23 protein-coding genes are annotated in these 24,853 nt (G+C 59.7%); 9 read left to right on the forward strand and 14 right to left on the reverse strand.

What is annotated here, in order from left to right:
• Positions 1 to 63: 63 nt before the first annotated feature.
• The 3 genes from plsB to QMK52_RS00880 are packed head-to-tail and all read left to right on the forward strand — an operon-like array spanning position 64 to position 3,752.
• Positions 64 to 2,583, forward strand: a complete 2,520-nt coding sequence (plsB, locus tag QMK52_RS00870) for a glycerol-3-phosphate 1-O-acyltransferase PlsB (protein WP_005785543.1) — start codon at positions 64 to 66, stop codon at positions 2,581 to 2,583.
• Between the two features lie 51 nt (positions 2,584 to 2,634).
• On the forward strand, positions 2,635 to 3,036 hold the full coding sequence (locus tag QMK52_RS00875; protein WP_005785541.1) for a YbaY family lipoprotein: 402 nt from the start codon (positions 2,635 to 2,637) through the stop codon (positions 3,034 to 3,036).
• A 26-nt stretch (positions 3,037 to 3,062) separates the two neighbouring features.
• Positions 3,063 to 3,752: a DUF4197 domain-containing protein gene (locus QMK52_RS00880; RefSeq protein ID WP_005785540.1), complete on the forward strand. Its 690-nt coding sequence runs from the start codon at positions 3,063 to 3,065 to the stop codon at positions 3,750 to 3,752.
• A 568-nt stretch (positions 3,753 to 4,320) separates the two neighbouring features.
• Here the strand turns inward: QMK52_RS00880 and QMK52_RS00885 are convergent.
• Together QMK52_RS00885 and QMK52_RS00890 are read right to left on the reverse strand one after the other, a co-directional pair.
• A complete protein-coding gene (locus QMK52_RS00885) occupies positions 4,321 to 7,386 on the reverse strand; it encodes an efflux RND transporter permease subunit (protein ID WP_320403725.1) in 3,066 nt (1,021 codons plus the stop codon).
• A 5-nt stretch (positions 7,387 to 7,391) separates the two neighbouring features.
• Entirely contained in the window at positions 7,392 to 8,492 is a 1,101-nt protein-coding gene (locus QMK52_RS00890; protein WP_005785535.1) for an efflux RND transporter periplasmic adaptor subunit, read from the reverse strand.
• A gap of 93 nt (positions 8,493 to 8,585) precedes the next feature.
• Here QMK52_RS00890 and QMK52_RS00895 point away from each other — a divergent pair, with 93 nt between their 5' ends.
• Both QMK52_RS00895 and QMK52_RS00900 read left to right on the forward strand, forming a co-directional pair.
• The gene (locus tag QMK52_RS00895) at positions 8,586 to 9,239 is read left to right on the forward strand and encodes a TetR/AcrR family transcriptional regulator (RefSeq protein ID WP_005785534.1); all 654 of its coding nucleotides are present in this window, start codon (positions 8,586 to 8,588) and stop codon (positions 9,237 to 9,239) included.
• 154 nt (positions 9,240 to 9,393) lie between these two features.
• Positions 9,394 to 10,518, forward strand: a complete 1,125-nt coding sequence (locus tag QMK52_RS00900; protein WP_216091764.1) for an IS481 family transposase — start codon at positions 9,394 to 9,396, stop codon at positions 10,516 to 10,518.
• A 436-nt stretch (positions 10,519 to 10,954) separates the two neighbouring features.
• Here the strand turns inward: QMK52_RS00900 and QMK52_RS00905 are convergent, their stop codons facing one another.
• The gene (locus QMK52_RS00905) at positions 10,955 to 11,737 is read right to left on the reverse strand and encodes a class I SAM-dependent methyltransferase (RefSeq protein WP_005785532.1); all 783 of its coding nucleotides are present in this window, start codon (positions 11,735 to 11,737) and stop codon (positions 10,955 to 10,957) included.
• A gap of 96 nt (positions 11,738 to 11,833) precedes the next feature.
• On the opposite strand from QMK52_RS00905, the gene QMK52_RS00910 reads away from it, so the two are divergent.
• Positions 11,834 to 12,454 carry an energy transducer TonB gene (locus QMK52_RS00910; protein WP_194440217.1) on the forward strand — a complete coding sequence of 207 codons (621 nt, stop codon included), beginning with the start codon at positions 11,834 to 11,836 and terminating at the stop codon, positions 12,452 to 12,454.
• Between the two features lie 3 nt (positions 12,455 to 12,457).
• Here the strand turns inward: QMK52_RS00910 and QMK52_RS00915 are convergent, their stop codons facing one another.
• From QMK52_RS00915 to ppc, 6 genes are all read right to left on the reverse strand, one after another.
• Complete coding sequence (locus tag QMK52_RS00915) at positions 12,458 to 13,156, reverse strand: extensin family protein (RefSeq protein ID WP_005785530.1); 699 nt, start codon at positions 13,154 to 13,156, stop codon at positions 12,458 to 12,460.
• Between the two features lie 81 nt (positions 13,157 to 13,237).
• Positions 13,238 to 14,098, reverse strand: coding sequence for a DUF72 domain-containing protein (locus QMK52_RS00920; RefSeq protein ID WP_194440216.1), 861 nt, complete (start codon positions 14,096 to 14,098; stop codon positions 13,238 to 13,240).
• Entirely contained in the window at positions 14,098 to 14,400 is a 303-nt protein-coding gene (locus QMK52_RS00925) for a hypothetical protein (protein ID WP_032803303.1), read from the reverse strand. The genes QMK52_RS00920 and QMK52_RS00925 overlap by 1 nt, the downstream gene beginning before the upstream one ends.
• 160 nt (positions 14,401 to 14,560) lie before the next feature.
• Positions 14,561 to 15,247: a tRNA (adenosine(37)-N6)-threonylcarbamoyltransferase complex dimerization subunit type 1 TsaB gene (gene tsaB, locus QMK52_RS00930; protein WP_005785525.1), complete on the reverse strand. Its 687-nt coding sequence runs from the start codon at positions 15,245 to 15,247 to the stop codon at positions 14,561 to 14,563.
• Positions 15,248 to 15,337: 90 nt separating this feature from the next.
• Entirely contained in the window at positions 15,338 to 15,985 is a 648-nt protein-coding gene (gene adk / locus QMK52_RS00935) for an adenylate kinase (protein ID WP_005785523.1), read from the reverse strand.
• A gap of 280 nt (positions 15,986 to 16,265) precedes the next feature.
• Positions 16,266 to 18,911 (reverse strand): phosphoenolpyruvate carboxylase, encoded by a 2,646-nt coding sequence (gene ppc / locus QMK52_RS00940; RefSeq protein WP_194440215.1) that lies wholly within the window; start codon positions 18,909 to 18,911, stop codon positions 16,266 to 16,268.
• A gap of 196 nt (positions 18,912 to 19,107) precedes the next feature.
• Here ppc and QMK52_RS00945 point away from each other — a divergent pair, with 196 nt between their 5' ends.
• From QMK52_RS00945 to QMK52_RS00955, 3 genes are all read left to right on the forward strand, one after another.
• Entirely contained in the window at positions 19,108 to 19,452 is a 345-nt protein-coding gene (locus QMK52_RS00945) for a pilin assembly protein (RefSeq protein ID WP_320403726.1), read from the forward strand.
• A gap of 283 nt (positions 19,453 to 19,735) precedes the next feature.
• Positions 19,736 to 20,161, forward strand: a complete 426-nt coding sequence (locus QMK52_RS00950; RefSeq protein WP_005785519.1) for a DUF4398 domain-containing protein — start codon at positions 19,736 to 19,738, stop codon at positions 20,159 to 20,161.
• A 56-nt stretch (positions 20,162 to 20,217) separates the two neighbouring features.
• Entirely contained in the window at positions 20,218 to 21,003 is a 786-nt protein-coding gene (locus tag QMK52_RS00955; RefSeq protein ID WP_005785517.1) for an OmpA family protein, read from the forward strand.
• A 48-nt stretch (positions 21,004 to 21,051) separates the two neighbouring features.
• On the opposite strand, the gene QMK52_RS00960 is transcribed toward QMK52_RS00955, so the two are convergent.
• The 5 genes from QMK52_RS00960 to QMK52_RS00980 form a co-directional block, all read right to left on the reverse strand.
• Complete coding sequence (locus QMK52_RS00960; RefSeq protein WP_194440214.1) at positions 21,052 to 21,318, reverse strand: hypothetical protein; 267 nt, start codon at positions 21,316 to 21,318, stop codon at positions 21,052 to 21,054.
• Positions 21,319 to 21,405: 87 nt separating this feature from the next.
• Positions 21,406 to 21,732 (reverse strand): hypothetical protein, encoded by a 327-nt coding sequence (locus QMK52_RS00965; protein ID WP_005785514.1) that lies wholly within the window; start codon positions 21,730 to 21,732, stop codon positions 21,406 to 21,408.
• Positions 21,729 to 22,634, reverse strand: a complete 906-nt coding sequence (locus QMK52_RS00970; protein ID WP_005785512.1) for an alpha/beta hydrolase — start codon at positions 22,632 to 22,634, stop codon at positions 21,729 to 21,731. The genes QMK52_RS00965 and QMK52_RS00970 overlap by 4 nt, the downstream gene beginning before the upstream one ends.
• A 107-nt stretch (positions 22,635 to 22,741) precedes the next feature.
• The gene (locus QMK52_RS00975) at positions 22,742 to 24,019 is read right to left on the reverse strand and encodes a flavohemoglobin expression-modulating QEGLA motif protein (protein ID WP_005785511.1); all 1,278 of its coding nucleotides are present in this window, start codon (positions 24,017 to 24,019) and stop codon (positions 22,742 to 22,744) included.
• A 53-nt stretch (positions 24,020 to 24,072) separates the two neighbouring features.
• Positions 24,073 to 24,789 (reverse strand): TetR/AcrR family transcriptional regulator, encoded by a 717-nt coding sequence (locus QMK52_RS00980; RefSeq protein WP_005785508.1) that lies wholly within the window; start codon positions 24,787 to 24,789, stop codon positions 24,073 to 24,075.
• Between the last annotated feature and the right edge of the window lie 64 nt (positions 24,790 to 24,853).

Genomic DNA, 24,853 nt, shown 5'->3' on the forward strand with positions numbered 1-24,853 from the left:
TGAATACGGCACACTACCTGCCCGAGCATCTGCTCGGTTTTTTCCACTTGAAGCAGTTCGCCTATGACCCGCTCCCCGTTCCGCCGTCTGGTGTTTGGCACCTTGCGCCGACTGTTGTACCTCTGGGTTCGCTCGGAGACGATCAACCAGTCGTCCCTCACCCTTAACCTGGACCGCAGCCGGCCGGTTTTCTACGTCCTGCAATCACCCTCCCTCACCGAGTTGGCGGTGGTCGATGCCGAGTGCACCAAGGCCGGCCTGCCGCGCCCGGTGCTGCCGGTATCGGTAGGCCCATTGATGGAGCCCGCGGCGTTCTTCTATCTCACGCCGGACCCGGATTGGCTCGGCCGTCAGGACAAGCGCGGTGCACCGCCCACCCTGACTCGCCTGGTCAATACCCTGACCGAGCACGCCGAAGAGAATGCACAAATCATTCCCGTCAGCGTGTTCTGGGGCCAGTCTCCTGCAAGCGAGTCCAGCCCGTGGAAACTGCTGTTTGCCGACAGTTGGGCGGTGACCGGGCGTCTGCGCCGGTTGCTGAGCATCCTGATCCTGGGGCGCAAGACCCGCGTGCAATTCTCCGCGCCAATCAACCTGCGTGAATTGATCGAGCACAATAAAGGCCACGAACGCACCGTGCGCATGGCCCAGCGCATCCTGCGCGTGCACTTTCGTAACCTGAAGACGGCAGTGATCGGTCCCGACCTGTCCCACCGCCGTAACCTGGTGAAGGGGCTGGTGAATATGCCGCTGGTGCGCCAGGCCATTGTTGATGAAGCCGAACGAGAAAAAATCTCTGCGGAAAAAGCCAAGGCCCTGGCGCTGCGCTACGGCAACGAGATTGCCTCGGACTACACCTACACCGCGATCCGTTTTCTGGAAGTGGTGCTGAGCTGGTTCTGGAACAAGATCTACGACGGTATCAAGGTCAATAACATCGAAGGCGTGCAGAAGGTTGCCCAAGGCTACGAGGTGATCTATGTGCCTTGCCACCGCAGCCACATCGACTACCTGCTGCTGTCGTACCTGCTGTTCAAGAACGGCCTGACCCCGCCGCACATCGCGGCCGGTATCAACCTCAACATGCCAGTGATCGGCAGCCTGCTGCGCCGTGGCGGTGCGTTTTTCATGCGCCGCACCTTCAAGGGCAACCCGCTGTACACCTCGGTGTTCAACGAATACCTGCACACCCTGTTCACCAAGGGGTTCCCGGTGGAGTACTTCGTCGAAGGCGGCCGCTCGCGCACGGGGCGCATGCTGCAACCGAAAACCGGGATGCTGGCGATTACCCTGCGCAGCTTCCTGCGCTCCTCGCGTATGCCGATCGTGTTCGTGCCGGTGTATATCGGCTATGAACGCGTGCTCGAAGGCCGCACCTACCTCGGCGAATTGCGTGGCGCGAGCAAGAAGAAAGAGTCGATCTTCGATATTTTCAAAGTGGTCGGCGCCCTCAAGCAGCGTTTCGGCCAGGTCGCGGTCAACTTCGGTGAGCCGATCAAGCTGGCGGAATTTCTCGACGCCGAGCAACCGGACTGGCGCGCCCAGGAACTGGGCCCGAACTACAAGCCGGCGTGGCTCAACGAAACCACCAATCGCCTTGGCGAGCAGGTGGCGCGGCACTTGAACGAAGCCGCGGCGATCAACCCGGTGAACCTGGTGGCCCTGGCCCTGCTGTCGACCACACGCCTGGCCCTGGATGAACAAGCCATGGCGCGCCAGCTCGACCTGTACCTGGCGCTGCTGCGTCGCGTGCCCTACTCGCCCCACACGACCTTGCCGGAGGGCGATGGCCTGGCGCTGATCAAGCACGTCAAGGACATGAAGCTGCTGTCGGAACAAAGCGACGCCTTGGGCAAGATTGTCTACCTGGACGAGCAGAACGCCGTCCTGATGACCTACTACCGCAACAACGTGCTGCATATCTTCGCCCTGCCGGCGTTGCTGGCGAGCTTCTTCCAGAGCAGCTCGCGGATGAGCCGCGAACAGATCCTGCGCTACACCCGCGCGCTCTACCCGTATCTGCAATCGGAGCTGTTTATCCGCTGGTCGCTGGAAGAGTTGGACACCGTGGTCGACCAGTGGCTGGACGCGTTTGTCGAACAAGGCCTGCTGCGCTTCGAAAACGCCGTGTACCTGCGCCCGGCGCCGAGTTCGCGACAATTTGTGCTGTTGACGCTGTTGTCCAAGAGCATCGCCCAGACCCTGCAACGGTTCTACATGGCGATATCGCTGTTGCTCAACAGCGGCCAGAACAGCATCAGCGCCGAAGAACTGGAAGACCTGTGCACGATCATGGCCCAGCGCCTATCAATCCTGCACGGTCTCAACGCCCCGGAGTTCTTCGACAAGAGTCTTTTCCGACATTTTATTCAGACGTTGCTGGAGCAAGATGTGCTGCGTCGCGATGAAGCCGGCAAGCTGGGCTATCACGACCTGCTCGGCGAACTGGCCGAAGGCGCCGCCAAACGCGTGCTGCCGGCCGATATTCGCCTGTCGATCCGCCAGGTGGCCTTGCACCGCGTAGACGGCGCAGCCGAAGCGCTGGCGCAAGCAGAAGCAGTCACACCTGAACAAAGCCGTTAGATTGACTGAGGCGCCGTGCGGATTCCGGCGCCGTTGAAAAGGAGCTGCACCATGAAAAAGATCATTCTCCTGGGCCTGACCGCCCTGCTCGGAGCCTGCCACTCAATGACCCCAACCCCGAAAGCCAGCCTCGACGGCGAAGTGTTCTATCTGCAACGTATTGCCCTGCCGCCTGCTGCCACCTTGAGCGTCAGCCTGCAAGATGTGTCCCTCATGGACGCCCCGGCCGTGACCCTCGCCGAACAGAAAGGCCCGGTCAAAGGCCAGGTGCCTCTGCCGTTTCACTTGAGCTATGACCCGGCCCAGGTCAAGCCAGGCCATACTTACTCGGTCAGCGCTCGCATCGAACTGGAGGGCAAGCTACTGTTCATCACTACAGAGCGGCACGCCGTGCAACTCAATGGCCAGGATCCACAGCCGCTGCGCCTGCGGGTTGATGCGGTCGCACACTGATCAATTCACGTCATAAGGAAGCGCCCATGCTCCGCAAATCTCTTCGCCTCACCGCCCTGTGTGCCGGCTTGCTGTTCGGTGCCAACGCCATGGCCCTCGACCTTGGCAGCCTGTCCCAGGGCGACGCCAGCGGCGGCCTGAAGGATGCCTTGACCCAAGGTGCGCAGATTGCCGTCAAACAACTGGGCAAACCCGGTGGTTTCAGCAACAACCCGGAAGTAAAAATCGGCCTGCCAGGCAAGCTCGGCAAAGTCGCCGACAAACTGAAAATGTTCGGCATGGGTGACCAGGTCACGCAGCTGGAAACCAGCATGAACGCAGCGGCTGAAACCGCCGTGACCCAGGCCCAGCCGATTCTGGTCAACGCCGTGAAAAACATGAGCGTGACCGACGCCAAGGGCATTCTCAGCGGTGGTCAGGACTCTGCCACCCAATACCTGAACAAAAGCAGCCGAGAGGAAATCCGCGCCAAGTTCCTGCCCATCGTCAAGGCCGCTACCGACAAGGTCGGCGTGGCTCAGCAGTACAACGCCCTGGCCGGCAAGGCCGCGGCCTTCGGCGCCGTGGATGCCAAGAGCGCCAACGTCGAAAACTACGTGACCGAGCAAGCGCTGGATGGTTTGTTCAAGATGATTGCGCAGCAGGAAGAGACGATTCGCAAGAATCCGGCGGCGGCTGCCACCAGTTTGGCAAAGAAGGTGTTTGGAGCGCTGTAACCCCGCACTACGACCCTACTGCGCCAAGGCCGCTGGTAACGGGCCTTGGCGCAGTTGTTTCAGGCCAAGCCTGTCACGGGTTTAACGAAACAGCGGATACAAAGGTCTGCTGGGTGATTGATACCCGTGGACCGGTTGTTGATGCAGGTATGGCGGGTTGTGATACCTGGTGGGTTGGGCATAGCTAAAATGCGGGCGGTGGTAATGACCTGAACTTCCATGATGAGGTCTATAGGACTGGGTGATAGCGAAATCATTGCGTGGCGCATGATTACCCAGCAAGGCCCCGAGAAAAGCCTCTTTGAAAGCCGCAATTACATTAAAGAACGACATGTAAAACTCCATGAACTCAATGAAAAGGCCTGGCCGCCACATGGCAGTGCCAAGTCCTCTGCCTGTCCGTCAGGCATTGCCTGAGTGGAGTTACAAGGGCAAGCGTTCCATCTGAGCGACTGCGTGTTTGCATCGGTATGTAAATACTGCCCGGTGGGTATCAGGGGATGGCCAGGCACCGGCCTGGCAGAGAAACCCAAAAAAAACACATGTACGGGAAACAGCAAACACCTCGCTACGCTGCCTCCTTCCTGACTCTGAACCACGCCGCGTACAACGCCGGCAAAAACAACAGCGTCAACGCCGTCGCCACAATCAACCCGCCCATGATCGCCACAGCCATGGGCCCGAAAAACACGCTGCGCGACAGTGGGATCATCGCCAGCACCGCCGCCAGGGCCGTCAGCACAATCGGACGAAAGCGTCGCACGGTCGCTTCGATAATCGCCTGCCACGGCGCCAGCCCGGCCTTGATGTCCTGCTCGATCTGGTCCACCAGAATGACCGAGTTACGCATGATCATTCCCGACAACGCGATCGTGCCGAGCATGGCGACGAAGCCAAAGGGTTGGCGGAATACCAGCAGGAACAAGGTCACACCGATCAGGCCCAGGGGGGCAGTCAGAAAAACCATCGCCGTGCGTGAGAAACTGCGCAATTGCAACATCAGCAAAGTCAGCACCACCACGATGAACAGCGGCACGCCGGCCTTCACCGAGTTTTGCCCGCGAGCAGAGTCTTCGACGGTGCCACCCACTTCCAACAGGTAACCGTCCGGCAGTTCGGCACGCACACCTGTGAGCGTCGGCAGGATCTGCTGCACCAAGGTCGCCGGTTGTTCCTTGCCGTAGATATCGGCACGCACGGTCACGGTGGGCAGGCGGTTGCGGTGCCAGATGATGCCTTCTTCGAAACCGTATTCGAGGGTGGCGATCTGCGACAGCGCCACGCTTTTACCATTGTCGGTGGGTACGGCAAGGCTCGGCAGCAGCGATAACTCGGTGCGTTCGTGGACGGTACCGCGCAGGAGGATCTCGATCAATTCGTTGTCCTCCCGGTATTGGCTGACGCTGGAACCGGTCAGGGAACTCTGCAGGAATTTCGACAGGTTGGCAGTACTCACGCCAAGGGCGCGCGCCCGGTCCTGGTCGATATTCAGATACACGATTTTGCTCGGTTCTTCCCAGTCCAGATGCACGTTAACCACGTGGGTGTTTTCGCGCACCTTGGCCGCCACTTTGCGGGCCAGGGCGCGGACCTCTTCGATGTGTTCGCCGGTCACGCGAAACTGCACCGGGTAGCCCACGGGCGGGCCATTCTCCAGGCGAGTGACCCGCGAGCGCAGCTCGGGGAACTGCTCGTTGAGCGTTTCAATCAGCCAGGTGCGCAGGCTTTCACGCTCCTCGATGGTGTTGGCCAACACCACGAACTGCGCGAAGCTGGCGGCCGGCAGTTGCTGGTCCAGCGGCAGGTAGAACCGCGGCGAGCCGGTGCCCACGTAGGCCACATAGTTGTCGATGCCCGCGTGCGCCTTGAGCAATACCTCCAGACGCTTGACCTGCTCGGCGGTGTTGCTCAGGGAGGCGCCTTCGGCCAGTTTCAGGTCGACCATCAGTTCCAGGCGCCCGGAAGCCGGGAAGAACTGCTGCGGTACAAAGCGGAACAACGCGACCGAGCCGATAAACAAAAGCAGGGTCAACACGATGACCGTCTTGCGCCGACGTATACACCACTCCACCAAACGTCTTACACGCTGGTAGAAAGGCGTGCCGTAGGGATCCGGGTCGTCGGTGCCGTGCTTGGCCGCGTGAATTTTCGCCAGGTCCGGCAGCAGCTTTTCCCCGAGATACGGTACAAACACCACGGCAGCCACCCAGGAGGCCAATAAGGCAATGGTCACCACCTGGAAGATCGAGCGGGTGTATTCACCGGTGCTCGACTGCGCAGTGGCAATCGGCAAAAAGCCCGCCGCCGTGATCAAGGTACCGGTGAGCATGGGGAATGCTGTGCTGGTCCAGGCGAAGCTCGCAGCCTTGAGCCGGTCGTAGCCCTGCTCCATTTTGATCGCCATCATTTCCACAGCGATGATCGCGTCATCCACCAGCAAACCCAGGGCCAGCACCAGAGCGCCAAGGGAAATCTTGTGCAGGCCGATGCCCAGGTAATACATGCTGGCAAATGTCATCGCCAGTACCAGCGGGATCGCCAGGGCGACCACCATGCCGGTGCGCACACCGAGGGAGAAAAAACTCACCAGCAATACAATGGCCAATGCCTCGGCGAGCACCTGGACGAATTCGCCGACGCTGGTCTTCACCGCTGCCGGTTGGTCCGACACCTTGCGCAGCTCCATGCCCGCAGGAAGGTTCTTTTGCAGGCGTGCGAATTCACTCTCAAGAGCTTTGCCCAGTACCAGAATATCCCCACCGTCGCGCATGGCCACGGCCAGGCCGATGGCGTCCGCGCCCATATAACGCATGCGCGGTGCCGGTGGGTCGTTGAAGCCCCGATGGACATCGGCAACATCGCCGATACGAAAGGTGCGATCGCCCACTCGAATCGGGAAGTCGCGAATCTGCTCCACGGTTTTGAAATTGCCCGACACGCGCAACTGCACACGCTCGCTCGGGGTTTCAAAAAAGCCGGCGGTCGATACGGCATTTTGTTCCTGCAACGCCTGCTGTACTGCGGCCAACGGCAAACCCAAGGTGGCAAGCTTGAGGTTGGACAGTTCGATCCAGATCTTCTCGTCCTGCAGGCCAAGCAACTCGACCTTGCCCACATCAGGCACCCGTTGCAGCTGAATCTGGATGCGGTCGGCGTAGTCCTTGAGCACGGCGTAGTCAAAACCATCGCCGGTCAGGGCGTAGATATTGCCGAAGGTGGTGCCGAACTCGTCGTTGAAAAATGGCCCCTGGATATCCGGTGGCAAGGTTTGGCGGATGTCGCTGATTTTCTTGCGTACCTGGTACCACAACTCAGGAATTTGCGCCGAACGCATCGAGTCGCGGGCGATGAAAGTGACCTGGGATTCGCCGGGGCGCGAGAAAGACACAATGCGCTCGTACTCACCGGTCTCCATCAATTTTTTCTCGATGCGTTCGGTGACTTGGCGCGACACCTCCTGGGCCGTGGCGCCGGGCCAGTTGGTCTTGATCACCATGGCCTTGAAGGTAAAGGGCGGGTCCTCGCTTTGCCCCAGCTTGGTGTAGGACAGGGTGCCGACCACGGCCAGCAGAATCATCAAAAACAGTACGATCTGGCGATTACGCAGCGCCCATTCGGAAAGATTGAAACCCATCGGGATTACTCCTTGGCCGCCAGATTCACGACACGGTTGGAGCGATCCACAGGGCGCACTTGCTGGCCCTCATGCAGCACATGCACGCCTGCGGCAACCACCCAGTCGGTGGGAGCCAAGCCTTCGAGCACCGGCACGTTTTTTTCACCGAACGCGCCAATGCGCACCGGCGTACGCTCAAGGGTGTTGTCCGGCTTTACCCGCCAGACGAAGGACGCGCCGTTCTCTGCGCTGAGAGCAGACAGCGGTACCGAGAGAGCAATGACGCCATCGGCTTGTATGAATACGCGCGCGCTCTGGCCCAGTTCGGCCGGCACTTTACCGCCGGTGAAGGCTACACGGGCGGCGAAGGTGCGGGATTTCGGGTCGGCTGCGGGTGACAGTTCACGGATGCGTCCGGCGAAGCGCTGTTCGGGCTGGCTCCACAACTCTACCGACACCGGCTGGCCGACCTTGAAGCGGCCGAAGCCTTGCTCGGGAAGGCTGATCAGCACTTCGCGCTCACCATCGGTGGCCAGGGTGAACACGGTCTGGCCCGCCGAGACCACTTGGCCGACTTCGACAGCACGCTTGGCGACCACGCCGTCCTGGGGCGCGCGCAGCACGGCATAACCGGCCTGGTTGCTCGACACGTCGAACTCGGCCTTGATCTGCTTCAGGCGCGCTTCACCTGCTCGGTAGAGGTTTTCGGCGTTGTCGTACTGCGAGCGGCTGACCATCTGACGGTCCATCAGGGTCTTGTAGCGATCGCGCTCAGCGCGCACCAGGTTCAGATTGGCCTCAGCGCCGGCCACTTGGGCACGGCTGGCTTCCAGTTGCAGGCGCACATCCTGGGGGTCGAGTTCAGCCAGTGACTGGTTAGCCTTGACCCGCTCGCCCTCCTCCACCAGCCGCTTGCTGACTTTGCCGCCGATGCGAAAGGCCAGGTCCGGCTCATAACGGGCACGTACTTCACCGGGGTAGCTGTCCATTGCCTGTGCCGAGGGCTGCGGTTGCACCACCATGGCGGGGCGGACGGTGGCCTGGGTCGCTTCTTCATGGCCGCAGGCGGCCAATAAAAAGACCAGGCTGACAGGCAAAGCAAGGGGCAGGAACGCGCTGCGCATGCTGAAGGACCTTTCGCAAATGAAGCTTGGAATAATTATACTGGCCGGTATGTTATTAATACCAAACTCGCCAGTCCAGTATTAAAGGTGAAAATGTCCGACAATCCTGTGAACACCGCCAGCCCCGGGCGTCCCAAGGACATGGCAAAACGCCAGGCAATCCTCGAAGCCGCGAAATCCCTGTTCCTGGGCAATGGCTACGCGAACACCAGCATGGATGCCGTCGCGCTTGCGGCAGGCGTCTCGAAACTCACCGTCTACAGCCACTTCACCGATAAAGAGACGTTGTTCACCGCGGCGGTGGTGGCCAAATGTGAAGAGCAATTGCCGGTGATGTATTTCGAGCTCCCCGCAGGCATGCCCGTAGAGACGGTATTGCTGAACATCGCACGGGGCTTTCATCGGCTGATCAACAGCGAGGAGTCGGTGAACCTGCATCGCCTGATGATGACCACCGGCAATCAGGACGTGAAGCTCTCGCGGATCTTCTTCGAAGCCGGCCCCATGCGCATGTTGCAAGGCATGGAACGCCTGCTCGGCAAGATCGACCAGAGCGGTGCCTTACACATCGACACCCCCTTCAAAGCGGCCGAGCACTTCTTTTGCCTGCTCAAGGGCACGGCGAACTTTCGCCTGTTGTACGGTTGCGGCGGGCAACTGAGCGCAGAGGAGGCAGAAGAGCATGTGCAGGACGTGGTGAAGTTGTTTATGCGGGCCTATCGCAGCCCGGTCTCGACAACAGCGTAGGGTGCAACAACCGACACTAACCACGATGCGAAGCGAGCCGCTCTTGATCTTGATCTGCTTTTGATCTTGATTGTACGGACCGGACACATGGTTGACGGGTGTGCGGGGACATGGTGGACACTTTTCGGCGAGCCAACTTCGCCGGAAAGCCATCATGCCTTGGAACACGAGAGATACCATGAGCCTGAAAGAAGAGTTCGTTGCCTTAGCACGGCAGCCCGGCAGTAATAAAAGAGAACTGTGTCGACGCTTCGGCATCAGCCCGCAAACGGCCTATAAATGGCTCAAACGATACGAGATGCAAGGGCAGTCGGGGCTGCAAGAAAAGTCCCGAAAACCAGCTACCAGTCCCAAACTGACCAATGCGGCCCTGGAGGCGGAGGTCGTAGCGCTCAGGCAGGAACATCCGGCCTGGGGCGGACGCACAATCAGCAGCATCTTGAAAAAGCAAATTGCTCCCAGCACAGTAACTAACGTGCTGCACCGACACGACCTGATTCAGCCCGTTCAGAAGGAACAGGAAGCAAAGCTGAGATTTGAACACGATGCGCCTAACGACCTTTGGCAGATGGACTTCAAAGGGCATTTCGCAACTCAAGAAGGTCGATGCCATCCCCTGACCTTGTTGGATGATCACTCGCGATTCAATTTAGCTATTCAGGCGTGTGATAACGAACGCGGGGGCACAGTGAAGGAGAAGATGATTGAGGTATTCCAACGCTTCGGATTGCCCGCTCGTATCAATGTTGATAACGGTCCTCCATGGGGATCGCCGCGCAACCCCGGTGAAATCACAGAGTTAAGTATCTGGTTGATTAGCTTGGGAATCCGGATCAGTTTCAGTCGCCCCTATCACCCTCAAACCAACGGAAAGATCGAGCGCTTTCATCGATCACTCAAGGCGGAGGTGCTTAATGGACGGCAATTTTCCACGATCAAGGAGGCTCAAACCGCATTTGATCAGTGGCGTGAGGTTTATAACCTGCAGCGTCCTCATCAAGCACTGGACTACAAGGTGCCCATGGACCGGTATCGGTCCAGCCCTTGGGCTTACCCGCAGCAGTTATCACCCTTCGAGTACGGGCCGGATGATGTGTCGATCAAGGCGTATCACAGCCGATTTCGTTTTCAGAAACGCTATTTCAGCATCGCCAAGGGCCTGAATGGTCATCACATCGGAATACGACCTAACCCTGAAAAAGACGGTCTCTTTGATGTTTACTTCTGCCATCACTTTCTAAGAACGATCGACCTGAGCAAACCTGACTATGGCCCATAATGTGTCAACCATGTCCCCGCACATGTGTCCACCATGTGTCCGGTCTATACAATCTTGATCTTAAGCGCCCCGTTAAACCACGCTGGCCGGAATTCGACAGGGATTTGGGGGGTAAACCGGCAGGGATGCCGGTTTAGCCGCCCCGCGCCATGGATGGCGCGTGGCGGCGCCCCCCCAAATCACTGGCGGATTACGGGCACACCGAGCCTAAGCGAGGTGCCGAGTGGTGGGGCAAGAGCCTTTTGGTTACTTTGGGGCTCTTTTCCAAAGTGACCCGCTGTAAAAGCGGAACCAATAGCGGCCGTCACCTGAATAACGGATATGTACTCGGTCTAATCCAACATCCTGGTCGGCCCTGAGGCCGCCATCGGGATGCAAGCCCCCTCCCACATTTGGATCTCGCAGCATCACGAATATGAGTGCTGTTGCTTGCAGCTTATGGCTTGAGCGCTTTCTTGGGATAAATGTCGTAGCGGCTGGACTTGCCATCCAACGCATGACTCGGCTTGGGCCCGTCAATGCACGGCGCCTTGCGCGGGCGCTTGACCACCACACGGTGGCTGGCCAAAGCCAGGGCGGCAGCGAGCAAGGCCGGTGCATCCGGATCATCGCCCACCAACGGTCGAAACAGGCGCATTTCCTTCTTCACCAGGGCGGTTTTCTCACGGTGTGGAAACATCGGGTCCAGGTAGATCACCTGGGGCGGCTCGCCCTCCCAATTGAGCATCACATCGATGGAGTCGCCCTTGAGCAGCTTCATGCGCGCCACAATCGGTGCCACTTCAAAATCCTGCGCAGCGCGTGCCAGGCCGTCTTCGAGCAAGGCACCGATCAACGGCTGGCGTTCGATCAGGCTCATCTCGCACCCCAGGCTGGCCAATACGAACGCGTCCTTGCCCAACCCGGCCGTGGCGTCCAGCACCTTGGGCCGTACGCCTTGGGCGATGCCCACGGCCTTGGCGATCATTTGCCCGCTGCCACCGCCATATAAACGCCGGTGCGCCGCGCCGCCTTCGACAAAGTCGACCCGCACCGGCCCCGGCGCATCAGGCCCAAGCTGCTGCAATTGCAGGCCCTGCTCGCCCACTTGCAGGGAAAAATCCGCATCCGCCACCTGTAAAGGCAAGCCCAGCAGCGAAGCCCACTGCTCGGCGCAGGCCTGGAAACTTTCGGCCAACGCCTCGACCTGGATGCGGCTGGCCGCTGGTTGTTCGTTCATCAATCGCTACGCTCAAAAATATTAAGGATCGGCAAACAGCGGCCGATAAAAACAGCAGTCAGGTATTTTGCCAGAGCTGAGCGTCGACCGAGAAAAATGTCAGACATTCTTCCCCTAACCATCGGCGTACTGCCGACCCACAACCACTACGGCCTGCGCAATACTCAAGCGCTGGCCGGGGTGAGTCATGTGTGGCAGGACTTCTTCGCCCGGGCGCTGGCCGAACAGCTCGGTGAAACGCCGCGGGCACTGGCCGCCAAGGCGCCTGCACCTGCCGACCCTTCGGTCGAACCCGGCGAAGGCGCCGACATGCTCTCGCAGATCCTCACCCAGCGTGAGTGTGACGTGAAAGACACCGAGATCGCCCCGCCTGAGCCGCTGTTCCTGCCGATTGCCGAATTCGAAACCGAGTTGCTGCCACCGGCGCCGATACCCTTCCCGGAAGAAGAACTCGTCGCCCAGCAGCGCCAGCAGGATTTCGACAGCGGTTGGGTCCGCCCGATTGTGCTGAACGCCGGCCAACCACTACCAGAGCCCGGCCCGGCTCCCGAGCCACGCACACTGCACTTGCCGATTGCCGAGTTCGAACTGGACCTGTTGCCACCGGCTGCCGAGCCATACCCCGAAGAAGAACTGATGGCGCAACAGAAGGCGCTGGATTTCGACTACTACTGGGCGCGCCCACTGGTGACCCACAACCTGCGCCTGGCCGCTTAAGCCTCAGCGACACACCCACCATCGCCCCATATCCAGATGAAAATGGTTGCGGTGAGCCGCGTTGTAGTCCGGGCTCAGCACCACGTTGAAATCATCACAGGCGTTATCGCGCACCCTGCGCAGGAAACGCGCACTGTCGCCCTCCCCCGGCCAGTCCTTCAACACGCTGATGCTGCGCCCGTCCGCCAGACGAAAACCGGCGATATCCAAGGCATTGGCCGAGGCATGTTGGCTCAGACGCCCGTCGGCACGGTTGTAAACATTACGGCAGGCAAAGCTGCCCAAATGCTCGACCCGACTCACCGCCTGACCGAACACTGCCTGGGCCGCCGGTTGCAGGCTGTGACGCTCGAACAACGCGAACGCCACAGCCAGGGGGCAACTGGCCAGAAAACTGCTGCTCAGAGCCACCTCAGAGCCCTGCACACGCAGGACATTGCGCAACGGGCACGCCGCATCGGCAGCGGTATCCGCCTGACGGCTGACCCGCAGGCCGGCGGTTTTCAAGACCTGGTCACACAGCGCCGGATCATCCTGCAAACGGCTGAGCTTGTAGCGCGTGAGCAGGTTGGGACTGGCGCGCACATCCAGGGGTGCCCAGGGGTTCCACTCAGCCGGCATCGGCACCCAGCCACGCCAGACGCCCAGCGCAAAAGCGCCCGCCAGCAGCAACAGCAGGCCCAGCCCTTTTATCGAACCCACGGCTCAATCCTTGAAAAATCGGATGTCTAGGGGGCGTTCTCAATTAGTTTCCCCGACGGGGAAACTAATTGAGAACGCCCCCTAGAGTAACCCCAGTTGCTGCGCAACGGGCTCTCGATGCAGGGTGGGCAGCGGCGGCAGGCCGGGCAGGCGCGCCATCAGCTGGGCATGAAAGCGCAACGCCAGTTGTGCCGCGAGGCGGTTGTCCGAGGTGTGCAGGAATATGTACGGCGTGCGTCCCTCTTCGATCCAAGTGGCGATCTTTTCCACCCACGGGATCAGGAACGGGTCATTGGCCTCCAGCTCCGGATGCCCGATGAAGCGCACCTGGGGAAACTGGGTCAGCGCCGCCGGGCGCGGTGGCACCCTGGGCTTTTTGGATTGCGCGTGCAGCACTGCCGCCGAGGTTGACGTACAACTGAACAGGGCGCGAGGGTCGAGGCAGATGCGCTCGACGCCACGATCGCGCAACAGGCGGTTGAGCATACGCTCGGCGTCTCCCTTGGCGAAGAACTGCTCGTGCCGGACTTCCACGGCCAATGGCCGATCAATACCATCGAGGAAACCGGCCAGTTCAGCCAGGCGCTGCGGGGTAAACCCTTTTGAGAGCTGCAGCCACAGCGGTGAAACGCGCTCACCCAAAGGGCTCATCAAACTGACAAAACTTTCTGCCGCAGGCAATTGCTCGCGCAAGTCACCCGCATGGCTGATATCCCCTGGGAATTTGGCGGTGAAGCGAAAGTCAGCCGGCATGATCTCGGCCCAGCGCTGCACGGTAGCGGCCGAAGGTCGAGCATAAAACGTGGTATTGCCTTCAACCGCATTGAAGACTTGAGAATAGAGCCCGAGGTAATCGCTGGAACGCGCCTCCACCGGGTACAGGTACTCGCGCCAGGCGTTTTCACTCCAGGACGGGCAACCAATGTAATAAGGCAAACCCATCAGATATGAATGTCGAGACCCAGCACTTCCATATCCCATTCGACAAAGCCGGCGGTGGTCAGGTAACTGGCCAGGGCAGTGGCAACGCTTTTGCTCATGGAGCGGGGGAAGACCATGTCTTGCTGACGGGCGGGAACGCCGCTGGTACGGGCGCCTCCAGCACTTTCGGCGCGGGAGGGCGACTCAGAGTGGACTTCGATGAAGTCCGGCGAATCCTCGACCGAATCATCTACCGTCACGTTCGCCTTGCGTGGCTTACGCTTGAGAGGGTAGGACTGTGAGGAGAAGCCGTCTATACGCATACATGCAGACTCGGTATCAATGATGGCAATTTAGCGGCGCTTTCCATAGTGCGCAAATGCTCTGGTGATAACTAGAACACATAATTTGTAAAAGGTTTAAAAACCGCGGCAAATTCTGACGATTGGCGAAATTTGCAGTCGAATGCGCCCATTTTTGACGTCAAATAATCCCGCGCTCGGCCTTTGTCTGCGCCACTTTATCGCGAAGGTAAACCGGTGCCGCTTGATCCGCCGGGATCGCCTCGCCGCGTTCGAACGCAAAACGTGCCAACGCCAGCAGATCTTCGGCATGGGGCAACATCGCAGCGTCCTGCCCTGCCAAATGCACGTCGATGCGTTCGCCATAACCCCAGCCGGTGCCGGCACCGAACCACTCACCGCTGGCATCAGCCGGCAACCCTGCCGCTTCTGGCGGCTGCACCGCCTCCACGCCCACCAGACGCATCTCACCGGCAGTTTCGCGGTAGCAACCCCAATAGACTTCATCCATGCGCGCATCAATTGCCGCCGCCACTTGCGTGGCGCCATGTTCACGCAATGCGCGCTGGGCCAGCACGGCGAGGTTGGACACCGGCAATACCGGACGCTCCAATGCAAAGGCCAGGCCCTGCACCACGCCGATGGCAATACGCACACCGGTAAAGGCACCGGGGCCGCGGCCAAAGGCGATGGCATCCACGGCAGCCAGGGTGGTACCGGCGTCTTCGAGCAACTGCTTGATCATCGGCAGCAACTTCTGCGCGTGCAGGCGCGGGATCACCTCGTAGTGGCTCGTTACCTTGCCATCGTGCAGCAAGGCAACGGAGCAAGCTTCAGTCGCGGTGTCCAGGGCCAGCAGGGTGCTCATCGGTGTGGGTGTCCAAATGGGGAAAAAGTGCGCCAGTATAAACAACAACGGCCCGCAAGCGGGCCGTTGTACGCAAAGCTGATGGCGGGATCAGCTCAGTGCTTGCATCACCTTGGCGGTAATGGCTTCTACCGAGCCCACGCCTGGGATATGGCTGTACTTCGGCTTGCCTTGGGCAGCGGAGAGCTTCTGGTAGAAGTCCACCAGCGGCTTGGTCTGGGAATGATAGACCGACAGGCGATGACGCACGGTTTCTTCGGTGTCGTCTTTACGCTGCACCAGGTCTTCACCGGTGACATCGTCCTTGCCTGCAACTTTCGGCGGGTTGTAGACGATGTGGTAAACGCGGCCCGAACCCTCGTGAACGCGACGACCGGCAATACGCTGGACGATTTCTTCGTCCTCTACGGCGATTTCAACCACCGCATCCAACTCAACACCCGCCTTCACCAAGGCTTCAGCCTGGGGAATGGTGCGAGGGAAACCGTCGAACAGGAAGCCGTTCTTGCAATCTTCCTGGCTGATACGTTCCTTGACCAGGTTGATGATCAGATCATCGGAGACCAGGCCGCCGCTGTCCATCACGCTCTTGGCGATCAGGCCCAGCTCGGTGCCGGCTTTGACAGCAGCACGCAGCATGTCGCCGGTGGAGATTTGTGGAATGCCGAATTTTTCAGTGATGAACTTTGCCTGAGTACCTTTACCGGCCCCGGGAGCTCCCAGCAGAATGACGCGCATCGATGTGCTCCTCAATTTTTTATAGAGATGACGCTCGGATTCGCCGCGTGGGGCCAATCTCGTAAAAATATGGGTCCAGGCCGATCAAACGGCCAAAGGCTGATCAAGATACACAGCGGGCCCTCACCATACAAGCCGCCAAAAGTAGGAGAAACCCGCACCCGGCATACGTCAGCGACAGGGTGTGCCTGAGCGCAACCCGCCTCCTCAAACAACGACCGCCCTTTTCAGGGCGGTCGTCGTGGTTGATCCGCAAGCCGTTGAGAACACGCAAGAAACCTCAACCGGTGTTGCGCAAACCGGCGGCAATACCGGCCACGGACACCAGCAGCGCCTGTTCCAGAGGGCTGTCTTGCGCCGCCTCTTGCCGACGGGACCGCGCCAGCAACTCGGCCTGCAACAGGTGCAACGGGTCGAGGTAGGTGTTGCGCAGTCGGATGAACTCCAAGGTGTCAGGGCTATGGGCCAGCAACTGCGACTGGCCGGTCAAGCCAAGCACCACATCACAGGCCTGCGACAATAGGTCGCGTAAATGCGCACCCAATGCCAGCAGGTCTGGCTGCACCAGGCGCTCATCATAAAGACGGGCGATATCGGCATCGGCCTTGGCCAGCACCATTTCCAGCATGTCGATGCGCGTGCGGAAAAACGGCCACTGTTCACGCATCTGCGCCAGCAACTCACCTTCCCCCCGCTCCAGCGCCTTGCTCAATGCCGCCTCCCAGCCGAGCCAGGCAGGCAGCATCAGGCGCGTCTGGGTCCAGCCGAAGATCCACGGGATCGCGCGCAAGCTTTCAATCCCACCTGCGCGACGCTTGGCCGGGCGGCTGCCCAGGGGCAAACGGCCCAACTCCTGCTCCGGCGTGGACTGGCGAAAATACTCGACGAACTGCGGATTTTCTCTCACCACGGCGCGGTAAGCGCTGACACCGTCTGCCGCCAATTCGTCCATCAAGTGACGCCAGGCAGGCTCCGGTGGTGGCGGCGGCAGCAGTGTCGCTTCCAGCACGGCGGCCAGATAGAGGTTGAGGTTCTGCTCGGCGATATCCGGCAGGCCGAATTTGAAGCGGATCATCTCGCCTTGTTCCGTGGTGCGGAAACGCCCTGCCACCGAGCCCGGTGGCTGCGACAGGATCGCCGCGTGGGCCGGGCCGCCGCCACGACCAACGGTGCCACCACGACCATGGAACAACAGCAGTTCCACCTGCTGTTCGCGGCAGATATCCACCAGACGCTCCTGCGCTCGGTATTGCGCCCAGGCGGCGGCGGTAGTGCCTGCGTCCTTGGCCGAGTCGGAGTAGCCGATCATCACTTCCTGAGGCCCCTGCAACCGCGCGCGATAACCCGGCAGTTGCAACAGCCGCTCCATCACCGGCCCGGCGTTATCCAGGTCAGCCAGCGTTTCGAACAACGGCACCACACGCATCGGTCGTTGTACGCCCGACTCTTTCAACAGCAACTGCACCGCCAGCACATCCGAGGCGGCACCCGCCATGGAGATAACATACGAGCCCAATGAGGCAGCCGGTGCGGCGGCGATTTCCTTGCAGGTATTGAGCACCTCGGCGGTGTCTGCCGACGCTTTGAAATACCCCGGCAGCAACGGCCGACGACTGGCCAGTTCCTGGGTCAGGAAGCGGATGCGTGCGTCTTCGTCCCAATCCTCATAACGCCCAAGGCCCAGGTAGTCAGTGATTTCAGTCATGGCCGCCGAGTGACGGCTGGAGTCCTGACGCACATCCAGGCGCACCAAGAACAGCCCGAAGGTCACCGCACGGCGCAAGCAGTCGAGCAGCGGCCCATCGGCGATCACGCCCATACCGCATTCATGCAGGGACTGGTAGCACAACTCCAGCGGGTCCAGCAGGTCGCGGTTGTTCTGCAACACTTCGGCAGGCGCCGGGGTGCTGGCCGTCAACGAAGCGTGGGCCCACTGGCGCGTGGCACGCAGGCGTTCGCGCAGTTGCTTGAGCAAGGCGCGATAGGGTTCGACGCTGTCGCCGACCTTGGCTTGCAACGCCGGGCTGGCCTGTTGCATCGACAGCTCGGAGGCCAGCTGATCGATGTCGCGCAAGTACAAATCCGCGGCCATCCAGCGCGCCAACAACAGCACCTCGCGGGTAACCGGCGCGGTGACATTGGGGTTGCCGTCACGGTCGCCGCCCATCCACGAGGCAAAGCGAATCGGCGCAGCCTCCAGGGGCAGGCGCAAGCCGGTAGCAGCGTGCAGGGCCTGGTCAGCCTTGCGCAGGTAATTGGGAATGGCGTGCCACAGCGAATGTTCGATCACCGCAAAGCCCCACTTGGCTTCGTCCACCGGGGTGGGCCGGATGCGGCGGATTTCTTCGGTGTGCCAGGCTTCGGCGATCAGCCGTTGCAAGCGTTCGCGGATCTGCTCGCGTTCGGCGCTGGTAAGGTCACGGTGGTCCTGGAGGGCCAGTTGCGCGGCGATGGCATCGTATTTCTGGATCAGGGTACGGCGAGCCACTTCGGTGGGGTGGGCGGTGAGCACCAGCTCGATTTCCAACCGTGCCAACTGCCGGGCCAGGGATTCATGGCTGTGGCCTTCGCTTTTCAGGCGCGCCAGCAACTCCGGCAACACCCGGGACTCAAAAGGCGCCGGTTGCGATTCATCGCGCCGATGAATCAGTTGATATTGTTCGGCAATGTTGGCCAGGTTGAGGAACTGGTTGAAGGCCCGGGCAACAGGCAGCAACTCGTCCTCTTGCAACTGATTCAAGCTGGCGCTCAGTTCGTCGCCGGCCGCCTTGTCCGAGACGGCACCACGACGGTCAGCCTTGGCGCCTTTGCGGATTTGCTCGATCTTGTCGAGAAAGTCATCGCCGTACTGCTCTCGAATGGTGTTGCCCAACAGTTCACCCAGCAGGTGAACATCCTCACGCAAGCGTGCATCGATATCACTCATCAGCCAATCTCCAGCCAGAAATCCGGGACGCGCAGGTGTTCCAGAGTGCCGCCGGCGTCGGTTTCTGACAAGGCCGAACGCAAACGACTTTAAACCTTGTGGCTTGAAGCTAGTCTCAAGCATGAGCCGTCGCGTTATTCACGCAGGTGGCTGGTCGCTCATCACCGCCTGCCAGCGCAGGCTTATTGAGGTAGCCATGAAAATTCGAGAACTGGCCCAGCATTGGGAAGAAACCGCCAAGGGTCGCCTGACCAAGACTGAGTACGCGATTCATCTGGATGTGGAATCTGCCGCAAGGCTGGCCGCCATTGCCGAGATGTACCCCAAGCGCCACGTCGAAGAACTGCTCGGCGAGCTGATCGGCGCCGCCCTTGAAGAGTTGGAAGAAAGCTTTCCCTATATCAAGGGCGACCAGGTGATTGCCATCGATGAAGAGGGGGATCCGCTGTATGAAGACGTGGGCCTCACACCCAGGTTTCTGACATTGTCGCGCCGCTATTTGCATGATTTGTCCGCCAGCGCTGACGAACAGAAGCACTGAAAAACATTTTATTGACGTCAATCAAACCCAGGTATTCCGGGCTTTTTACAGGCTCGGAGTACCGCTGCGCGCTGCGAAAGTTCCATCTTTTGAACACTGACCACTCAGTCAGATATTTTTTCAGGCAATTCGCCATATCCGCTGAACTTTTGAAAAAAGCCTCGGGTCACAGCCAGTAGCCATCACTTGTGGAACGGTCGTTTGAACTGGCCTCATGAGCTTTACCGCCGGGCCCGCAACCGATACGCCACGATGGATTTTGATGTTTTTCAGGAGTTATCCAATGGAGTTGAAGACGATGAACACCAGCACCGCCAAATCCTCGTTTAACCACCTGCGCGGGCTCAAATTGGCCGCGCTGGCAATCGGCACCAGCTTCGTTCTGGCAGGCTGCGCCGGCAACCCTCCAACCGAGCAGTACGCTGTGACCCAATCGGCCGTTAACAGCGCCGTGAGCGCTGGCGGTACCGAGTTTGCAGCCGTGGAAATGAAGTCGGCTCAGGACAAGCTCAAAGAAGCTGAAATCGCGATGCACGACAAGAACTACGAGAAAGCTCGTCAGCTGGCTGAACAAGCCGAGTGGGACGCCCGCGTCGCCGAGCGTAAAGCCCAGGCTGCCAAGGCTCAACAGGCTGTGAAGGATTCTCAGAAGGCTGTTGAAGAACTGCGTAAGGAAGGCATGCGCCCAGCTGCAATCATGCAGAAGTAAGCCACTGCCCCTTGATTGCATCGCACCTGATATCGAATTGAAAGGACGACACGACTATGCGTAAACAATTGATGATCCCTGCCCTGCTGGCGATGAGCGTTGCCTTGGCGGCCTGCTCCACCCCGCCGAACGCGAACCTGGAAAATGCACGGACTAACTTCTCGGCCCTGCAAACCAACCCGCAAGCCACCAAACTGGCAGCCTTGGAAACCAAAGACGCCAGCGAATGGCTGGACAAGGCTGACAAGGCATACCGCGATAACGAAGACGAGAAGAAAGTCGACCAACTCGCTTACCTGACCAACCAGCGTGTTGAAGTTGCCAAGGACACCATCGTCCTGCGCGAATCCGAAGCCAAGCTGAAAAATGCCGGCGACGAACGTGCCCGCGCCCTGCTGGACGCCCGTGACGCGCAAATCAAGCAACTGCAAAACAGCTTGAACGCCAAGCAAACCGATCGCGGCACCCTGGTGACTTTCGGTGACGTACTGTTCGCCACCAACAAGTCCGACCTGAAATCCAGCGGCCTGGTGAACATCACCAAGCTGGCGCAGTTCCTGCGCGATAACCCGGATCGTAAAGTGATCGTTGAAGGCTACACCGACAGCACGGGTTCCGACTCGTACAACCAGAGCCTGTCGGAGCGTCGTGCAGCTTCCGTGCAACGTGCACTGGCTCAACAAGGCGTGGATATCTCGCGCATCGTGACCCAGGGCTACGGCAAGGAATATCCAGTTGCCGACAACGGCAGCGTTTCGGGCCGTGCCATGAACCGTCGCGTTGAAGTGACCATCTCCAACGACAACCAGCCAGTCAAGCCACGGTCTTCCGTTGCTAACTGATTGATTGTTGCCGGATAAAAAACCCACCTCGCGGTGGGTTTTTTTTGGCTAAGAAAATGTGATCGGACGATCGGTGTCTTCATCCGGCGGCGTTATCATCTTCGCGCTTGCGGGGCCGTCTGACGGGTTGCCAGTCAATTTGTTACGCGCTTGCTCTTGCGCATCATGCCGCTCCAACGCCTGATGCGCCCTGGCCATGGCCAGCATGTTGCGTATCACATTAATATCGATCACTACTTCCCCGCCCCCTTCTGTGTAAGTTACATCGCCCTCTGTGGCTTTTTTACACAAAACGGTTCCCGGTAATTTCGCCAAGCGCAACTTTCAGCGAAATCAATCGGCTTATCCGGATTCGCCGCCAGGTAGTAGAAACGTGCTCATCACAGGCGGTGAGACCCAGGCTCACTGCTGCAATTGCGGGGTTTGCTCCCCCATACAACGCACGGCCTGCTTTTTGTTGTTCACCAGCACGCCGCTCAAGCCCTTCTGTTCGGTATCAAACATCACCAATACACCGTCGACACACTGCGCCACTTGTGCGGCCGGCGTGAGGGAGATCTTGTAATCCTCACCGGGCACGGTTTTGAGCATGGTGAAGTCGCTGAGCAGCAACGCATCTTCCGGCTTGGCGAAGTGCAGGTAGCCGTAATACCACAAGCACCCAACGGTACCGATGATAGTGCCGATGCCGGTGAGGATCAGCGGGATCATGTTGCGTTCTTCACTCATTGTGGGCTCTCTGATGAATCAACTTTAGGAATTGGATAATTCGCAATCTCGCCCAGCCGGCGCAGGCCGTTGAAGTGCTGCGGGTCGTCCAGGTAACGCAGCATGACGGTTTGCCAGGTCTTGTCGGCAAACGTCTGTACATGGCCGCCACGGGTCAGTTGCAACACCCTTGGCGCAGGGGCCACTTGATACAGGCGGATGCCATTGGCTACCGGCACGATGGGATCATCCAGGCTGTGGAACAACAGTTTTGGCACACCGGTCAGTTGGGGCATGGCATTGATTGCACTGTCGGCGTCGGGCACCAGCCACGACAGGGGCACCTGCAACGGCCAGGTTAACCAGGACGTGCTCAGGGCGAATTGTCCTACGTCACGATAACTGGCGGGTACGCCATCCAGTATCAGCGCCTTGATCTGGGGTTGACGCGCCGGATGGGCCGCCAGGTAATGCACCGCCAGCGCGCCGCCCAGGCTTTGGCCGAGCACAATCAACGGTTGCCCCTGGGTTTCAGGAGCTTTGTCGAGCCAGCTAAATGCTGCGTCGATATCCTGATAGATCGCCGGCAAGGACGGTTTGCCTTGCGAAAGCCCATAGCCGCGATAATCGAGCAACAGCACTTGATAGCCTTGCTCCGGCAACCACCAACTGCCGCCCAGGTGCCAGGCGAGATTACCGCCGTTGCCGTGCAGGTGCAGCACCGTTCCCTTCAGAGGTACGCCGGGTTTAGCCGGCAACCACCAGGCGTGGAGCTTGAGGCCGTCAGCAGTGGTGATAGTGACGTCGCGGTATTGCAGGCGGGCTTTTTCCGGCGTGAAGGGCAGGCCGGGCTCGGGATAGAACAGCAAGGAGCTGCAGCCGTTCAATGTGAGTAGCAGGCATAAGATGCCGAGGATTCTCATCCGTTGAAACCTCGTAGGTGAGTTGAAACCTGAAGTCTTGTGAAGATCCAATGGTGGGAGGGGGCAAGCCCCTCCCACACGCTGACCCGGTTGCTTCAATGAAATACCTAAAGGATATTGGAGTAATCCGCCTCGATCCGATCCAGGCTCAAGTGGTTGAGGAAGTTGGAAAAACACATCCACGCCGCCAGCGCGTTCATATCGCGAAACTGCTCCGGCAGGTACTTGGGCGGCACCACCAACCCCTCGTCGACCAGTTGGCGCAGGGTACGCATGTCTTCCAGGGTGGTCTTGCCACAGAACAGCAGCGGCACTTGTTCCAGCTTGCCTTTGCGCACGGCGAGCTGGATGTAGTTGTAGACCATGATAAAGCCCTTGAGGTAGGACAAATCCTTGGTAAACGGCAGACCGGTCGGCACTGAACCACGGAACACCCGGCTGGCGTTGCCATAGCTTTCGGCCATTTCAAAGCCTTGCTCACGGAAGAACTCGAACACCTGCAGGAAGTCGGCGCCCTCCTCCACCATATGGATGGCGCGGGTACGGTTGGTCAATTTACGCAGGCGGCTGGGATAGGAGGCAAACGTGATGATTTCCATCAGGATCGCCAGGCCCTCCTGGGTCACGGTGGACGACGGCGGGCCCTTGGACAGGAACGTGCAGATTGGCTGGTTCTGGCCATTGAGCGTGGTGCCCACATGCACCAGCCCTTCATGCACTTCCAGGGCGCGCACGTCGCGGTCGTTGAACATCGCGTCGGCGCGGATCTTGATATAGTCGGCGCCCGCCGCCGCATCCGCGACGATACCGTCGGACTCGAACACGCGGATAGTCTCTTCTGCCTCGCCAAACACCTTGTTCAGACGCGTTTGCAGCAGGCTCACCGCATCCTTGGCGGTGAGGGTCTTGGCTTCGTCCTTCAGATCGCCCCGGCCATCGATATTGTTCAGGTAGTCCGACAGCATCAGCCCCAGGTCTGCCAGGGTCGGGTCGCCAGCGTGGAACGCATCGGAGGCAGCGCCGTACAGTTCCTGGGATATCAGGCCAAAGTCCTCGGTGCCGCGCGCTTCAAGCATACGCACCACCATGCGGTATTCGCGGCACATGCGCCGCATGATCTGCCCCACCGGGCTGAACTGCCCCAGGCGGCGGGTGATGTCGCGCTCGATGTTCTGGAACTCCAGCTTCACCGCACTGGAATCGAAAGACAGGGGCCGGTTCAGGTAGTAATCGCGGTCCACGGCAGGCATGGCCTTGCCCTTGGCCTTGAGGAATCCCTGGCGGATGTTCTCGTCCCACTTCACTGCGTCGAGAACCCGGATCGGTGTCTGCGCCAGCACAATGCGATCGGACAAGCTGCGTATCGTCTGCTGGTAATCGTCCACCCGGTGTCTTCCTCTTTAAACGTTGAGCGTTGTCAGGCTTTGCTCGAATGCTGTCAGACCGAGGCCAATACCAGATGCATGTAACGCTTGAGGATTTCAAGCATCTCTTCACCGGTCAGAGGCTCTGCGCCGCCCAACAGGCCCTGATATTCCATCCGACTGATGATAGCCGTCAACACCTTGGCATCCTGCTGCGGCTCACGGGAGCCCAACACTTGAAAAAACTGCCCGGTGCCCTGCAACAGAATCTGTTGATGGGAGCGCACCAGTTCAGCCAGTCGCGGGTTCAGCAGGGCCTCCTGTCGAAACGCCTGCTCGGCCATCAGGTATTCGCGGCGGTTGGTCAGTTGGCGCAGCACGTAATCGGCGGTCAGCCGGGCAATGTCATCGGCCAGTTGCGCGCGCGACTGCGGGCTGCCATCGCCATAGGCAACCATCTCGCGCAACAAGCCCTCGTTACGCATCCACAGTTTGCCCATGAAGGCCGCGCTGCGTTCGACGTATTGGGCGAAGGTGTCGGTGAGCAGGTCATCGATATCCTTGAAATAGTAGGTGGTGGCCGACAACGGCACACCCGCCTCCGCCGCTACGGCTCGATGGCGTACGGCACGCACCCCTTCGCGCACCACGATGCGCATGGCCGCATCGAGAATGTCCTGGCGGCGTTGTTCGCTGCCCCGGCGGCTGGCCTTGCGGCCCTGGTACTGAACGCTTTCAGCCACGGCAGCAGCAATGCCGGCGGCACCTTCTTGAGCCATTACGCGGTTCACCACACTTCTTCCTTTAAAAGTGACGCTGGAATACGCCACATAAAAAAGCCGCCTTGTAAAAGGC

It is taken from the genome of Pseudomonas sp. P9_2 (assembly GCF_034008255.1).
Classification (GTDB): domain Bacteria; phylum Pseudomonadota; class Gammaproteobacteria; order Pseudomonadales; family Pseudomonadaceae; genus Aquipseudomonas; species Aquipseudomonas synxantha_A.